At 42.5% G+C, this 15,223-nt stretch carries 11 protein-coding genes; 6 read left to right on the forward strand and 5 right to left on the reverse strand.

Annotated features, from left to right (window positions below):
- The first annotated feature begins 19 nt into the window (after positions 1 to 19).
- Positions 20 to 787, forward strand: coding sequence for a ThuA domain-containing protein (locus tag ACA086_RS02625; RefSeq protein WP_371001776.1), 768 nt, complete (start codon positions 20 to 22; stop codon positions 785 to 787).
- A 2-nt stretch (positions 788 to 789) separates the two neighbouring features.
- Here ACA086_RS02625 and ACA086_RS02630 read toward each other — a convergent pair whose 3' ends face one another.
- Positions 790 to 1,632 (reverse strand): N-acetylmuramoyl-L-alanine amidase-like domain-containing protein, encoded by an 843-nt coding sequence (locus ACA086_RS02630; protein ID WP_371001777.1) that lies wholly within the window; start codon positions 1,630 to 1,632, stop codon positions 790 to 792.
- A 32-nt stretch (positions 1,633 to 1,664) separates the two neighbouring features.
- Positions 1,665 to 2,336, reverse strand: a complete 672-nt coding sequence (locus tag ACA086_RS02635; protein ID WP_371001779.1) for an STING domain-containing protein — start codon at positions 2,334 to 2,336, stop codon at positions 1,665 to 1,667.
- A gap of 245 nt (positions 2,337 to 2,581) precedes the next feature.
- On the opposite strand from ACA086_RS02635, the gene ACA086_RS02640 reads away from it, so the two are divergent.
- A complete protein-coding gene (locus tag ACA086_RS02640; RefSeq protein ID WP_371001780.1) occupies positions 2,582 to 6,730 on the forward strand; it encodes an FG-GAP-like repeat-containing protein in 4,149 nt (1,382 codons plus the stop codon).
- On the opposite strand, the gene ACA086_RS02645 is transcribed toward ACA086_RS02640, so the two are convergent.
- Both ACA086_RS02645 and ACA086_RS02650 read right to left on the reverse strand, forming a co-directional pair.
- Complete coding sequence (locus ACA086_RS02645) at positions 6,727 to 7,272, reverse strand: hypothetical protein (RefSeq protein WP_371001781.1); 546 nt, start codon at positions 7,270 to 7,272, stop codon at positions 6,727 to 6,729. The two genes, ACA086_RS02640 and ACA086_RS02645, sit on opposite strands and share 4 nt — an antisense overlap.
- 50 nt (positions 7,273 to 7,322) lie before the next feature.
- Positions 7,323 to 8,387, reverse strand: coding sequence for a mechanosensitive ion channel family protein (locus ACA086_RS02650; protein WP_371001783.1), 1,065 nt, complete (start codon positions 8,385 to 8,387; stop codon positions 7,323 to 7,325).
- Between the two features lie 162 nt (positions 8,388 to 8,549).
- Here ACA086_RS02650 and hemH point away from each other — a divergent pair, with 162 nt between their 5' ends.
- From hemH to ACA086_RS02670, 4 genes are all read left to right on the forward strand, one after another.
- A complete protein-coding gene (gene hemH, locus ACA086_RS02655) occupies positions 8,550 to 9,581 on the forward strand; it encodes a ferrochelatase (RefSeq protein WP_371001784.1) in 1,032 nt (343 codons plus the stop codon).
- On the forward strand, positions 9,581 to 10,972 hold the full coding sequence (locus ACA086_RS02660) for an MATE family efflux transporter (protein ID WP_371001785.1): 1,392 nt from the start codon (positions 9,581 to 9,583) through the stop codon (positions 10,970 to 10,972). Before hemH ends, ACA086_RS02660 begins: the two co-directional genes overlap by 1 nt.
- A gap of 138 nt (positions 10,973 to 11,110) precedes the next feature.
- Positions 11,111 to 11,821 (forward strand): hypothetical protein, encoded by a 711-nt coding sequence (locus tag ACA086_RS02665; protein WP_371001787.1) that lies wholly within the window; start codon positions 11,111 to 11,113, stop codon positions 11,819 to 11,821.
- Between the two features lie 411 nt (positions 11,822 to 12,232).
- Complete coding sequence (locus ACA086_RS02670) at positions 12,233 to 12,775, forward strand: porin family protein (RefSeq protein ID WP_371001788.1); 543 nt, start codon at positions 12,233 to 12,235, stop codon at positions 12,773 to 12,775.
- Between the two features lie 60 nt (positions 12,776 to 12,835).
- Here the strand turns inward: ACA086_RS02670 and ACA086_RS02675 are convergent, their stop codons facing one another.
- Positions 12,836 to 15,049 carry a PQQ-binding-like beta-propeller repeat protein gene (locus ACA086_RS02675; RefSeq protein ID WP_371001789.1) on the reverse strand — a complete coding sequence of 738 codons (2,214 nt, stop codon included), beginning with the start codon at positions 15,047 to 15,049 and terminating at the stop codon, positions 12,836 to 12,838.
- Between the last annotated feature and the right edge of the window lie 174 nt (positions 15,050 to 15,223).

Here is a 15,223-nt window from a genome sequence, read left to right on the forward strand (position 1 = left end):
AAATTTTAGATGAATAAATATGCGATACTTATTGTTTTCATGTCTTACGTTTTTATTATTACTTTCCGGATGCCAACAGGGATCCAAAAATGCCGGGGATAGTGCGAGCCAGGCAGAAGTAATCGAAATAACACCAGAGATTCTGGTATTTACAAAAACAGCCGGGTATCGCCACAAAGCCATAGAAAAAGGGGTGCGCACCCTTCAGGAGCTGTCTAAGGCACACTCATTTTCAGTCACCCAGACTGAAAATTCAAATGACTTTAATAAAGATAATTTGCGGCAGTATTCATTGGTGATTTTTCTAAGCACAACTTTAGATGTTCTCAATGAGGTACAACAACAGGCATTTACCCAGTACATCAATCAGGGCGGAAATTATATGGGAGTCCACGCAGCAACAGACACTGAGTACGACTGGCCCTGGTATGGAAAATTGGCAGGAGCTTATTTTATGAGTCACCCTGAACAACAAGAAGCAACGATAAATGTAGTCGATAGGGGACATGCCTCCACTTCACATTTAGGCGAGACCTGGATTCATTTTGATGAATGGTATAATTTTAAGGAGTTAAACCCAGACGTAAAAGTGCTGATGCAACTCGATGAAAGCTCGTATTCCGGTGGTGAGAACGGAGATTTCCATCCCATTGCATGGTATCATGAATACGAGGGAGGACGCTCATTTTATACAGGCCTTGGCCATACGGAAGAAGCCTATGATGACCCTGATTTTCAAAAGCATTTGTTAGGGGGTATTTTTTACTGCCTCGGCCGGGATAAATGATTTTAAAATACCGGTCTTGCCATGATCACACCCGTATTTTTTTTGATCTTTTTCAGGTAGTCGACCAGTGGTAACTCTGAAATCTCCACCGCACCTTTTGAGGAGGCGTGAAGCAGATGGATACGGTTATCAGGCATTCTGATGGCGAAGCCGGTATGGGTTACGTCTAGCCCTTCGATGGAAGTTGCCAGGGCAATGATATCCCCGGATACAATCATGGCCTCATTTTCTTTTAACATTTCAACCGAGAGCACACATAAGGATTGGTTCTTTACAGATTCTTCTACGGCGATCATTTCCTGATACATATTTTCTTCCTTCAGGGCCGGATAGAGGGAACGATGATCAGTCATAAAGTTGAGTTCTTTTGAGATTTCCGTCCCTCCCAATTCTGCAGTGATGTCTTTTACCAATCCCTTTTTTTCATTATCCCTAACCCATTCGGTAAAATAATGAAGACGTGATGCATAACCTTTGAGTTTTCCATCTCTGTATCTGATTTTCTCAAGTTTTTTTACAAACTCATCAAAGTTGGGATTTGGATTTTTTCCAATTATTCCTAAAGCCAGGACATTCTCAACAAAGGTGGTACAATCCAGACCTTCCAGGTCGATAACCAGTGATTCGTCAGATCCTGTTTCCAGGGTTTGAGCCACATAAGGGGTTCCGATAAAGGTCCTTCCGATGGCCACTAGCAGATCCCCTGTTTCGTCATGATGAATACCCTTTATTTCCTCGATTTTGGCATCAACAGCGTTCCTGTTTTCAGGAGAGCAAGTGATTGTCTGGGCCCTCAGGCTTATGATAGGGAGGATACTTAGAAAACAGAATAGTTTAATTCTCACTTGAAATGTTTTGGATGAGGTTACATCGCACCTTAAACAGAGATAAAGTGTAACCTCTCGTTGGAAATTTCATTAGAATATTCAATTCGTAATTCATCTATTTTATCAGAAAAATAAGAATAGATTTTTTTGGAATTCTTTTCGGCCTTGGCAGTGTTTATAAAATCCTTTCTCAGATATCGGGAAATGGAAAACAATGTCCTTGGAAATTCATAAATGATCAATTTTGTGTCCAGTATATCGGCTCGGACCCAGAATGGTTCGCTATAAGTTTCTTCCCTCACATAGACAATGTCAGAATTCATCTCTACTTTCTCACTATACTTCACCAGTGTTGAAAGGCTTACCGGCATGCCGATCTCAACGGAGATAAGATTGGAAGTAAAAGTCTTTATACTGCCATCCGGAAAGGAAAAATGGATGGGTGTTTTTGTTTTAAGAAGTTTCCCCAGTCGGCCTGTGAAATTCATAAAATAACCTGTAGCCAGTATTTCTGCTAAGGATTTTTTATAGGCTTTCACATTTTCAAAGTAAAAGACAAAGGCCAGAATAATTGATAGAACAATTCCGATCCCTAAAGCTATCCATTGATTCGGAAATAATTTTGGTGCAATTCCTTGTAGATATCCTTCATAGGTGCCAACCGTGGGAATTACGGAGTAAAACATGTCCTTAATGGGTAAGAATTTAAGACTTAGCTTCATCTCTAATGTATTTGGTTCTTTTAAGCCAAGGCTTAAAGTTAATAAATGTTATTTCTTAATTCGTAGAGAGATAACTATTCTTTTCACTACTGCCAATAAATTAAAGTGCCAGCGAAGGAAAGGGTCATTTACCATCGTCAATGGTTATTTCCGGAGGTGTAAATTCAATCGGTACTCCCTTATTCTTTATCGAAAATATTTGTGGAATGCAGGGAATGAGTTGTTAATTGTATGAATCCCGAGTAATGCCTAATATTGCACCTTGGAGATGGAATGGTAATAGTTTGATGAGGAATATTGGAATTTCGTTTATTCTGGCTTGCTGGTGTTATTATGCGCAGGGACAGGCCTACTTTCAGGATGTCCAATCACAACTGCTAGATCAGGAAGTGATTTACGGCGATGTATCTACTTTTTTTGGCCCGGGGGTCTCTTTTGCTGATTATGACAACGATGGATGGGATGATATTTCCATTCCGTCTTCTACTACACGGGATTTCCAATTTCTTAGAAATACCGGAGGCCAGTTTGAAATCCAGAACCTGCCGATAAATAGCGGTGGAATTGATGCCAGACAGGTTACCTGGGTAGATTTTGATAATGATGGCGATCTCGATTTTTTTGCCAACAGTGACCAGGGCCCTTGTTGGCTTTATCAAAACGAAGGAAACAATACATTTACAGACATTACAAGTTCTTCTGGGATTGCTCCCCTCCCTCTCCCTTTTTGGGGTAACCTTTGGGGTGATATTGATAATGATGGAGATTTAGATCTTTTACTGATTGTCCGCGACAATGACTTCGCGGAGCATAATCTTCTTTATCGAAATGAAGGAGATGGATCATTTACAGATATTACCATGGCTGCTGGATTAACCATGGATCCTCTCTTAACCCAAAGTGCCGTATTTATCGACTATGATCGTGACGGATTTCAGGATATTTTTCTGGCAAATGATAAAGAGGAAATACCAAATGTTTTATACAGAAACAATGGGGACGGAACATTCACGGACGTAAGCATCGCCTCGGGAATGGATCTGGATATGGACGGGATGTCTGCCACGGTGGGAGATGTTAATAATGATGGATGGTTAGATATATATGTTACCAATAAATACCCGAGAAACTTTGCAACCAGTGTATCTGGTAATGCATTTCTGAGAAATAACGGAGATGGTACATTTACAAATATTGCCTCAACGAACGGCACCCGTTTTAATAGCTTCGCATGGGGAGCTGTATTTTTAGATGGAGAGAATGATCAGGATCTGGATCTTCATGTGGTAAGTGACCTAGACGGTTCTGACGGCAGGGCCTCATCAGCCTATTTTGAAAACGAAGGAAGCGAGAATTTTCTGGATAGTTCGTCTGCTGGTTTTGGCGATGATACAGCAGCCAGCTATGGCAATGCTATTGGAGATATTCAAAATGATGGATTAGCTGATATTGTGGTCGTAAATGTAGAGGATCAGGCGATTAATATCTGGGAAAATCAATCCACAACTGCAAATAATTGGATTAAAATTAAACTGGAGGGGACAGAAAGTAATCGCATGGGGATTGGCGCCTATATTAAGATTGGCATTGCCGAAGAAGTACAATACAGATACACCCTTTGTGGAGAAGGTTTTATCAGCCAGAATAGCCTATATGAGTTTGTCGGTGTGGGGGAGTCTGAAGTTATCGATTATATTGAAGTGGTCTGGCCAAGTAGAATTAAGGACCGCTTTGAAAATATATCTCCCAATCAGATGATTACTCTGGTTGAGAATACCAATCCGGTTGAGAATAATGACCAGAACGGTATTGGGGGAAGCAGGGCAGATGAATTTGCACATCTTTCCGTGGCCAGGCAATGGAATGAAGCCCTGCTCGACGCCATACGCAACGATTTTGCCAGACCACCGGTACACGCGAGAAATTTATATCACAGCTCCCTGGCTATGTACGATTCCTGGGCCTTGTTTGACAACACCGCCGAAACCATTTTTCTGGGGAAAACACAAAATGGATATTCCTGCAGTTTTGATGGAATTGAAGCACCTGAGGATGTAGAAATGGCAAGGGAGGTTATGATGAGTTTTGCGCTATACCGGTTGCTTGTTTACAGATTCGCCAATTCACCCGGAGCTACTTTTGCGCTTCAACGCTTTGACGAACTCTTTTCTCATCTTGGGTATGATAGCTCCTTTACCAGTACGGATTACAGTTCAGGATATTATGCTGCTTTGGGGAATTATCTCGCGGCCAAGCTGATCGAATTTGGTTACGAAGATGGTTCCAACGAAAAAGATGATTACGAAAATGAATATTATCAACCTGTAAATGAACCTCTGGCTTTAGACCGGTATGAGGAAACGTATAATCTTGCAGATCCCAATCGCTGGCAACCCCTGGCATTCGAAAGTTTTGTTGATCAAAGTGGGAATCCGATTCCGGGGAGCGTACCTGAATTCCTCGGCCCCGAATGGGGACAGGTGAAACCCTTTGCACTGAATTCATCCGAACTGCAAATTCTGAATAATGGCTTTGACAGTTATATATATAATGATCCGGGTCCGCCTGTAAGTATTCAAAATTCAGCTCAGGATGGGATTCAGGACCCATACAAATGGCATTTTGCCCTTGTCGCTTCCTGGTCATCGCATTTAGATCCGTCAGACCCCACCTTGATTGATATTTCACCCGGAAATACAGGCAATGTTGACCTTTCTTTATTCCCTTCGAACTTTGAGGAATACCAGACTTTTTATGATTTTATGGAAGGAGGCGATATGGGTGCCGGACACGCTGTGAATCCGGTTACAGGTCAGCCCTATGAGCAACAATTGGTGAAACGGGCTGATTACGCCAGAGTCCTTGCAGAGTTCTGGGCAGATGGCCCTGAGTCGGAGACGCCGCCAGGCCATTGGTTCACTATTTTGAACTATGTAAATGACCATCCCGAGACAAGTAAACAAATTTCCGGCAGGGGCGAGGTGGTAGACGACCTGGAGTGGGATGTAAAATCTTATATGGCCCTGGGAGGTGCTATGCACGATGCTGCCGTGAATACCTGGGGGATCAAAGGGTATTACGACTATATCCGACCTATTTCGGCCATTCGTTACATGGCTTCCAAAGGCCAGAGTACGGACAGTTCTTTACCCAGCTTCGATCCTCATGGATTACCTCTTATCCCCGGAAGGATAGAATTGATAGAAACCGGAGATCCACTGGCAGGTCCCGGAGGGGAAAATGTTGGCAAGATCAAAATTTATGCATGGAAGGGACCCGACTTTATCACTGACCCTACTGCGGATATTGCAGGGGTCGATTGGATTCTCGGAACCCACTGGTGGCCTTACCAGCGTCCAACCTTTGTGACACCTCCTTTTGCAGGCTATGTCTCCGGACATTCTACATTTTCAAGAGCAGCGGCAGAAGTATTAACAAGACTAACAGGAGATCCGTTTTTTCCCGGTGGGATAGGGGTTTTTGATATAGAACAAAATGATTTTCTGGTTTTCGAACAAGGCCCTAGTGAAAACTTCAGTTTGCAATGGGCCACCTACCGCGATGCATCAGACCAAACCAGTCTCTCGAGAATATGGGGAGGGATTCACCCGCCAATTGATGATATCCCGGGTAGGGTGCTGGGAGATAAGATTGGCAATGATGCTTTTACACTGGCCGATGACTATTTCAATGGAAGGGTTTCCATTGCCCCCAATAACTTTCTGGTTAAAACCAATGGGGAAAGCTGTTTCGATCAGAACGATGGAAGCGTCACTGTCAATGCCCAGGATTATTACGACTATATCCTTGAAATCAATGGACAGCTATATGATTTTACCCGCGAAATAGTCGTAAATGATCTGCAACCTGGAAGCTATTCGCTCTGCCTTAGGGTAAAAGATTATTCAGATTTCGAGCAATGCTATGACATCAACATTCAGGAGGTCTCTCAAATGAATGCTTCTTCCAAAATAGAAAATGTGGGACTTACCTATAAAGCAACCATAGAAGTAGGCAAAGGAACTCCGCCTTATGTTTTGAAAATTAATGATGAGGTAAAAGGGACCTATGAAAGTAATGTGATCATAACAACAGTTGAAAACGGCGATTTACTCAAGGTGACTTCAGCTCTGCCTTGTGAAGGGGAATACAACCAACGCATTAATTTCAATGATGAAATACTGGCTTATCCGAATCCAACTTCGAGCACTCTGAACATTCCTTCACGTACTGATAAAAGTATTATTAAAGTTTATTCGCAATCCGGGCAGCTGGTTCGAGCTTTTGCGGGTAAAGAAAAGATATCGCTAGCTTCGTTAAGTAAAGGCATTTATCTGGTGGTCGTAAAAAATGAAAAGAGCAGAAGTTCTGTAAAAGTAATAGTGTTAGACTAAGTGTGAGGCTGTTGTCTTTTGTTGACGTTTAAAGCACGTGTATTTGTTATCATTTTTTTAATAGACCTGTGTACCCCCGGAGACAAAGAGATCAAATATTTATCCTGTGCTAATAATAGAATTTCATTGCTAAGCTCAGGATGTTGTTTTGCCATTTTAATGATAAACTTAAAAGCGGTATACCTGATCGAAGGTTTTTTTTCAACATCCTCCCATAATGTAACACAGAGATCAAATAAATAGCCTTCCTCTTCTTCATTTAAATTCATTTCAAGGAGGATCTTCAGCAATTCTCTCTGGTGTCCGTCTTCTTTATTTCTAATAGCTTTGATTAGTTTAGGAATGTGTTTCTTTATCCTGATATCATTTTTCGAGATATAACTCCAAAGTACCCAGGCTGCCCTCCATGAATAGGGTTGCTTATTCTGAATAGCCAGTTCTACAGCCTCATCAAAATATTCGGGATGCTTTTTCAAAAAGACAATCATCTCTTTTTTATGTGAATGAAGTAACTTTTGTTCTAAAAGTGTCTCGGCAAACATCGTCGAAAATGGTTTAGTAATTTTCAGAATAGAAGATAATCAAGTCCTGGCTAATTCTTTTTTCTTTCATCTTTTATAAATACGCGTGAGTGTGGGAGACTTTCCGGATAATTTTCCTGTAAAAAAGTGATGAGTTTTTCTCTTACAAGTACCCTGAGGTCCCACGCGGTAGGCGAATCTTTGGCGCTCATCAGAGCACGCACCTCCACATGGGAGCCAGTGGCATTAGTCACTTGAATATTCTGAACTTTACCGTCCCAAAGATCTGTACTTTCCAAGATACGCTTAAGTTCTTCCCGTAATTTTTCGAAGGGAACTTTGTAATCTGTGTAAAGGAAAACCGTTCCCAGAATATCGGCCGTTGTTTTTGTCCAGTTTTGAAACGGTTTTTCAATAAAATAGGTGGTCGGAAGCACCAGTCGCCTTTTATCCCAGATTGCCACAACAACATAGGTAAGGGTAATCTGTTCAATCCGCCCCCACTCACCTTCTACAACTACAACGTCATCGATCTTGATAGGCTGGGCGATAGCGATCTGAATTCCGGCGAGGATTGCCCCAATCATTTTTTGAGCTGAAAATCCAATGATGATACCGGCAACACCTGCGGAAGCAAAAATACTGATCCCGATCTCCCGAATTTCTTCAAAACTCATCAGAGCGACTCCTGTGGCCATAATGATGATTAGGAAAATTAATATGCGTTCCAGAATGGTGAACTGTGTATATACTTTTCTCGCCTTGAGGTTATTGGGAGAATGCACATCGTAATTCCTGATCACCAATTGCTTGATCAATTTGATAATCCTTATCAGGAGCCAGGTAAAAGAAACAATAAAGAGGAGGGTGCTGACCTTTCGAAACCAGGCGCCAAAATCCTCCAGGCCCAATAATTCCCTCAATGAACCCATTCGAATCAGAAAGGACAGAAGGATTAAGAACAGAGGCAGGGATATTTTTTTAACCGTTTCCGGTGGTAGCAGGTAATTGGGGTCTTTGCCAATCTTCCTTAGTACCATGATTGTGAATAAGTAGATGAGGACCATCAATAGCAGGCCCCCAAAAACGTATAGCAGGGATTCGTTGGAAGGGATTTTTAGAAATTCTTCTTGCATCAGATTTTGAATGGATTTTATGTGACAGGAGTAAAATAAGGAACATTCGGGGTAATACCATACGAAATTAGCAATCTCTATTTCAACATAGGCAAAGTATTGTTCCGAGCGCTGGTCAGTTGAGGTACATGTGCTATTTTTGGGGGATAAAAAAATTGTGTTTTGAAAGGAGTACTATTAGTAAATTTAGGATCACCCGACAGTCCGACGGCAAAGGATGTTAAACCCTATCTGGACGAATTCCTGATGGATGAGCGGGTTATAGACGTGCCGCTACTTTTGCGGAATCTGCTGGTAAGGGGGATTATTTTACAAACCCGTCCCCGGAAGTCGGCCGAAGCCTATAAGAAAATATGGTGGGAGGAAGGTTCACCACTTATTGTGATTTCAGAACGGTTTACAGAAAAAGTGCGCAAAAATACAGACCTCCCCATAGCGCTTGGAATGCGATATGGATCGATGAGTATAAAAAACGCCCTGAAGGAACTCGACGAGCAAGGTGTGGATGAGGTTTTACTTGTGCCTTTATATCCACATTACGCCATGTCTTCCTACGAAACAGTGGTGGTGAAGACTCTGGAAGATCAGCAAAAATATTTCCCCTCCATGAAGGTCACAACGCTTCCGGCATTTTATCACAACCCCGAGTATATAAAAGTGCTTTCTGTGAGTATCGCCGAAGGCTTGAAGGATTTTGAATACGACCATGTGCTTTTTTCCTATCACGGAATCCCTGAACGCCACATCCGGAAGTCGGATCCCACACGATTTCATTGTAAGATAGACGGAAGTTGCTGTAAGATAAATTCAGTGGCGCACCATACGTGTTACCGACACCAGTGTTATAAAACCACAGATCTGGTAATAGAGGCACTTGGGTTAGAGAAAGAAAAGGTAAGCTCATCTTTCCAGTCACGCCTTGCAGGAGACCCATGGTTAAAACCCTATACTGATTTCGAATTCGAACGATTGGCTAAAGAAGGGAAAAAGAAGCTGGCTGTTATCACACCAGCCTTTGTCAGTGATTGTCTGGAAACCCTTGAGGAGATTGCTATGGAAGGCAAAGAACAGTTCGAAGAAGCCGGGGGAGAACATTACAAACATATTCCCTGTCTTAATGAACGAGACGACTGGGTTGCACTGATGGCGAGCTGGATCAGCGACTGGCAAACAAAACATCTGCTTCCCATCTGATGGCAAGGGTCTCTTCGGATGATTTGGGTACAGAATCAATCGGGAGACTCCTGATCAAACAAGCGGTACCTGCCTCCATAGGTATTCTAGTGATGTCCCTGAACATCCTGGTGGATACCATTTTTGTGGGAAACTGGATCGGCTCAATTGCGATTGCAGCAATCAATGTAGTATTGCCGGTATCTTTTTTTATCGCAGCCCTTGGGATGGCCATTGGGATAGGGGGAAGCAGTATCATCTCCCGGGCCCTGGGTGCTGACAATAAGGCAAAAGCCTTAAAGACTTTCGGAAATCAGATAACCCTCACTCTGCTGGTAACCATCACCATGGTAGGATTTGGCCTGTACTTTGCAGACGGACTAATTCCGGCTTTTGGAGGGAAAGGTGCCATATTTAAACCCGCGAAGATCTACTATACTATTGTGCTCTACGGAGTGCCATTTCTGGCGCTGTGTATGATGGGAAATACCGTCATCAGGGCAGAGGGGAAGCCCAAATTCGCCATGATCGCCATGATTATCCCATCAGTGGGAAATCTTCTGATGGATTACGTCTTTATTTACATTTTCGACTGGGGGATGGAAGGTGCCGCCTGGGCAACTACAGGAGGTTACCTCTTGTGTTTTGGTTATATCTTCTACTTTTTCCTATCCAGAAATTCAGAACTTAAAATAAAGTCTGTTGATTTCGGACTCGACCTGCCCATCTTAAAGGAAATAGGATCTCTGGGATTTGTAACCCTGTCGAGACAGGCGGTGACAAGTGTTACTTACCTTCTAATGAACAATATCTTATTTGATCTCGGAGGGGAATCTATGGTAGCTGTCTACGCCATAATTGGGCGAATGCTGATGTTTGCGCTCTTCCCGGTATTTGGAGTTACCCAGGGCTTCCTGCCCATCGCCGGATATAATTACGGCGCACAGAAATTCAAAAGGGTAAAGGAATCAATTAATACGGCAATAATGTATGCCGCCATTGTTGCCACTGTAGTTTTTATAGGTCTGATGGTGTTTCCAGCCGAGATCACCGGCTTATTCCTTAGTAGTCGATCAGACATGTCTCCCGATGAACTGGCAAGTAATATTTTTGTTCTGGAAAATACGCCGTCAGCCATGCGATGGGTATTCGCGGCCACACCCATTATTGCAATTCAGCTTATAGGAGCAGCCTATTTTCAGGCGGTAGGAAAAGCTGTGCCCGCTCTCTTACTAACACTGACAAGGCAAGGCTTCTTTTTTATTCCACTTATTCTTATTCTTCCAAACTATCTGGGGGAACTGGGCGTTTGGTTATCATTTCCCATAGCCGACACCCTTTCTACCATAGTCACGGGCTATTTCCTTCGCCAGGAAGTGAAAACTTCACTTAGAACAGGGGATACAATTTAAACTTCATAATCTGATTTATCAGAAGCTTTTCTGGAAATAGATATTGCTGCAAGGCGATTGCGTGTTCCAATCTTACTTTGCAGCAAATACGAAGCGCAACGTATGTGTAAATGAAATGTTGAATTAATATGATGAAAGATGACACAGTTAAAAATGTTGCAGTTAAAATTAAAAAATCGGGTTGATTCCCTTAGGAGCGTATTAAGCCTGAAAGCCATTTTAGTAGTGGGGATGATTCTATTAGGAAGCTGTCAGTCTCAGGAAGGGGATTACAAGGAACTCGAAAAAAATGAAGCAATAGCTGAATTCGAAGACATTGTGATCAAGACAACACCAGAAATTAAGGTGTTGATGCAGAGGTACCCTCAAGCTCTTACTGAGAAAGGAATGATGATGGAAGAAAGATCAATAGCGCTGAAGAGGGAAGCACGAAATGTTTTACGACCCGTAGTTAATGGGACTAAGGCACTTTTAAAGTCCTACAATGTAGATGAAGAGTTCCTTAGGCAGGAATTTAAAGATTCGGAGGATCCTCGGATCGCACTAGTGGGATTGATGATCCTGGCAGCGGAAAGCAGTGAGAATATGGCTGTAGCGAGCAACTTCGTAAATGCATTTGGAACCGTAGGATATGCCTATCAAAGTCAGACTCTTGAAGAAGCGAATAAAGACTGGGTAGATTGCCTTATTGTTGCCGTGGGGATTGATGTGGTAGTTGACTTTTTGAAGGGGAATGTTACTGAGGCTATCGCCAAAAAAGCAATTAAAAAGATTGCTTCCCGAGCTCTGGGAGTGATTGGTGCAGCAATAGCAGTCTATGAATTTGGAAGTTGTATGGGATATTACTAAAAAAGAATACTATGAAAAATTACAAGCTAACTGCACCCAGGACCATTTTGTTTGTTGTTTTGTTTGTCGGGGGGATAATTTACTTTGCCCAAAAAGGGATGGATTCGATGGAAACCTACGAAATTGTTCTGAGCGCGGTATTAATGCTGGCCTTATTAACTCTGATAATAATAAAATTATCGAGTTCTGTTAAAAAAGGTCCCTGATCCAAATTCTTATTTTGAAGAAGAAAAGCTTCAGGGGGAAACTCCTGAGGCTTTTTATTTGATTTTTAACCATGTTAGATAGCTTATAATCAGAAGGGATAAGGTGTAATATTAAGGCGATTTTGAACCTGTATTATTTTTAATTTTCAATTGAAAAATAGTATAATTTTACTCCTGTATAAACAATCTAAATTAGTTGTGCTACATGAAAAAAATCATGATCATTATGTTAATCCTGGTTGCGTTCGGAATGAATGCTTTTGCCCAGGGCATTACCTTTGGGGTTAAGGCTGGTGCCAATTTCTCCAATCTTAAAATTTCCTTCGATTCCGAAGGTGCTTCACCAGACGGGGCGACGAGCATTTACCTGGGAGGACTAATGGACGTAGGTCTTTCAGAGAAAATGCACTTTCAGCCTGAATTGCTTTATTCCATGGAAGGTGCGAAAGACGCTGATGTCAGTTACGTGAATATCCCGCTGATGTTGAAGTATTACCTCGTCGAGGGATTTAACATTCAGGCAGGACCGCAAGTGGGAATATTGGTTGATGCTGAAGGTGGTACGGATGGATTAAAAGGAACAAACTTTGGTCTTAACTTTGGCGCAGCTTTTGAGGTTGTTGGCGGCTTCTTTGCTGATGCTCGCTACAATCTTGGACTTTCGAATATCGCCGAGGAAGAGCCAGGTTTTGAAGACATCTCGCTTAAAACCAAGGGATTTCAACTTGGCGTAGGATATCGCTTTTAAAGCTAAGGCTTAATATGTTTTAAACGGGGGATTATTCCCCCGTTTTTGATTTAAATAAATCTAAGGGAGGGCGAAAGACACATAAGTGGCTCCTGATTTAGTCCCCATTTTTCCACCGCCACATGCAATCACCACATATTGCTTTCCGTTTACTTCATAAGTAGCAGGCGTAGCATAGCCCCCTGCAGGCAGATCGGTTTCCCATAATAATTTTCCTGAACGCATATGAAAAGCTCTAAATTTTTCGTCCTTCGTTGCTGCTATAAATAATATTCCTCCTGCAGTGATCACTGGGCCACCGTAATTTTCCAGTCCTGACACAGGATATTCGGGGTCATTCAGGCTCTCCTCATGTCCCAGGGCTATCGTCCAGAGGTATTCACCTGAATTGAGGTCTATCGCATTCAAAGTTCCCCAGGGTGGTTTCATCACCGGATAACCTCTGCTATCTTTAAATCGCCCGAAGCCAACCATTGCATATCTGCTTTTAATTTGTTTTTCTACACGATGTTCTTCTTCATTTGTTTTTTCTTCTTCCATCCCTGTGAGGAAAGCACCAATCTGTGATATTTCTCTTTCCGAAAGGTTAGGCATAGCAGGCATCGCACCTTTTCCTTTAGATATCACCCCTTTGATGGCGGCCGTATCCAGCTTCATTTTGATGTTTTGAAGCGCTGGGATTTCTCCCATTCCCTGTAAGGCGGCCCCATGACACCGAACACAATGAATCTGGGTAAGTGTTTCACCTTCACTAAGTGGCTTTCCATCTTTTTCACCCAATTTTGCCATTCTTACGATCCATGCCATTTCATTGCTGTTGACGTACATGATACCTGTAGTGGGATCGAGTGCAGCACCGCCCCATTCTCCTCCGCCGTCTGCGCCGGGATATAGGATGACTCCCCGGGTATCAATAGGAATGAATTGACCTGCCGAAGTAACCTGGGCAAGTTTTTCTCTCACCGTCGGAGGGGTAAGGTTCTGGGCATTATCTATAAAATCGTCAACATAAGCTAATTGTTCCGGGGCGTACAAATCTTCTTCCTTCAAAATTTGCCTGGCAAAAGGTATGGGCTTTAAAGGGAGTACCTGAGTTGCCGCAGCTATATCCCCCTCCAGGGGTGTATTGGGATAGGATTTTTCTTCAAGCGGAAACAGAGGTTCTCCTGTTAGGCGATTAAAAACAAACACATGTCCACTTTTAGTAATCTGTGCAACCGCAGGCACAAGCTCACCACCCCTTTCTACTTCAAAAAGATTTGGTGGGGCAGGCAGATCCCTGTCCCAGAGGTCGTGTTTTACCATTTGAAAATGCCAGATTCGCTCGCCGGTTTCCGCATCAAGCGCTATGAGACAATTCGCAAATAGATTATCTCCTATGCGATCTCCACCATACCAGTCGAATGCAGCCGAACCTGTAGGCACATAAACAATCCCCCTTTTTTTATCGAGCGCCATCCCGGCCCAGCTATTTGCTCCTCCTGATGATTTGTAAGCTTCAGATGGCCAGGTGTCATAGCCAAATTCTCCCGGATAGGGAATAGTATGGAAAATCCATTCCATTTTACCAGTCTTCACATCATATGCCCTGATATGCCCGGGTGCTGCACCTGGGGATTCTGAAGTGCGTCCGCCCAGAATGAGGAGGTCTTTGTAAACAGCTCCCGGTGTTGTAAGGACCATCGGAATGGTATTAGGATCCCGGTCTAAACCTCTGCGAAGATCAATACGCCCCTGTTCGCCAAATTCAGGAATTAACTTCCCACTTTCCATATCTATAGCAAAGAGGGTGTAGCCTGAAGCGTAAAAGAGCCTTCCTTTTTGTGCTTTTTTATCTATCCAGACAGAAACTCCCCGACTTAATCCTAATCCGCTTTCATCTTCAAGTTCCGGATTAAATTGCCAAAGATATTTGCCCGTATCTGCTTTAATTGCAAAGAGGGAGTTCTTTGGGGTAATTCCATAAAGAATATCATTGATAATCAAGGGGTTTGTTTGAATCTGGCTACGGCTTTCAGAATCTATTGTTCCACTCTCATACTGCCAGACCGGTTTTAGTAAATGAACATTGGCAGTATCGATTTCATTCAGAACAGAATAATGGGTACGAGCAGGATCGCCCAGGTAATGAGACCAGTTTTTAAAATCCGGATCAGTTTGGACAATTTCATTTCTAAGGACCTGAATATCATCACTATTGCAGGAAAGGGAACAAATGAAAATCAAAAAAATTAACTGAATCCGAATGGGAAATGAGGTTAGTAGCTTCATCATTAAGCTGTTCTTTAAGGGAAAAGGTACAAAGAATAACAAAAGATTTAAATGCCTGTGAAATAATCAATGTTCTGAATGTATCGCGTTTAAACTTTCAAATAACGAATCAGAATCCTTGTAAAATTGCGGTTCAGAGTTTCCTTCTTTTTTGGTACATTTAGCTTCCACTAACTA

The sequence above is a fragment of the Muriicola sp. E247 genome (genome assembly GCF_041358175.1).
In the GTDB taxonomy this organism is placed as follows: Bacteria; Bacteroidota; Bacteroidia; order Flavobacteriales; family Flavobacteriaceae; genus Muriicola.

What these genes read in the sequence shown, in the direction of transcription:
- ACA086_RS02640 (WP_371001780.1), top strand. Translation starts at nt 2,582, where the DNA reads ATGCCTAATATTGCACCTTGGAGATGGAATGGTAATAGTTTGATGAGG.
- ACA086_RS02635 (WP_371001779.1), bottom strand. Translation starts at nt 2,336, where the DNA reads ATGAAGCTAAGTCTTAAATTCTTACCCATTAAGGACATGTTTTACTCC.
- ACA086_RS02660 (WP_371001785.1), top strand. Translation starts at nt 9,581, where the DNA reads ATGGCAAGGGTCTCTTCGGATGATTTGGGTACAGAATCAATCGGGAGA.
- ACA086_RS02650 (WP_371001783.1), bottom strand. Translation starts at nt 8,387, where the DNA reads ATGCAAGAAGAATTTCTAAAAATCCCTTCCAACGAATCCCTGCTATAC.
- ACA086_RS02675 (WP_371001789.1), bottom strand. Translation starts at nt 15,049, where the DNA reads ATGATGAAGCTACTAACCTCATTTCCCATTCGGATTCAGTTAATTTTT.
- ACA086_RS02625 (WP_371001776.1), top strand. Translation starts at nt 20, where the DNA reads ATGCGATACTTATTGTTTTCATGTCTTACGTTTTTATTATTACTTTCC.
- ACA086_RS02665 (WP_371001787.1), top strand. Translation starts at nt 11,111, where the DNA reads ATGACACAGTTAAAAATGTTGCAGTTAAAATTAAAAAATCGGGTTGAT.
- ACA086_RS02645 (WP_371001781.1), bottom strand. Translation starts at nt 7,272, where the DNA reads ATGTTTGCCGAGACACTTTTAGAACAAAAGTTACTTCATTCACATAAA.
- ACA086_RS02670 (WP_371001788.1), top strand. Translation starts at nt 12,233, where the DNA reads ATGAAAAAAATCATGATCATTATGTTAATCCTGGTTGCGTTCGGAATG.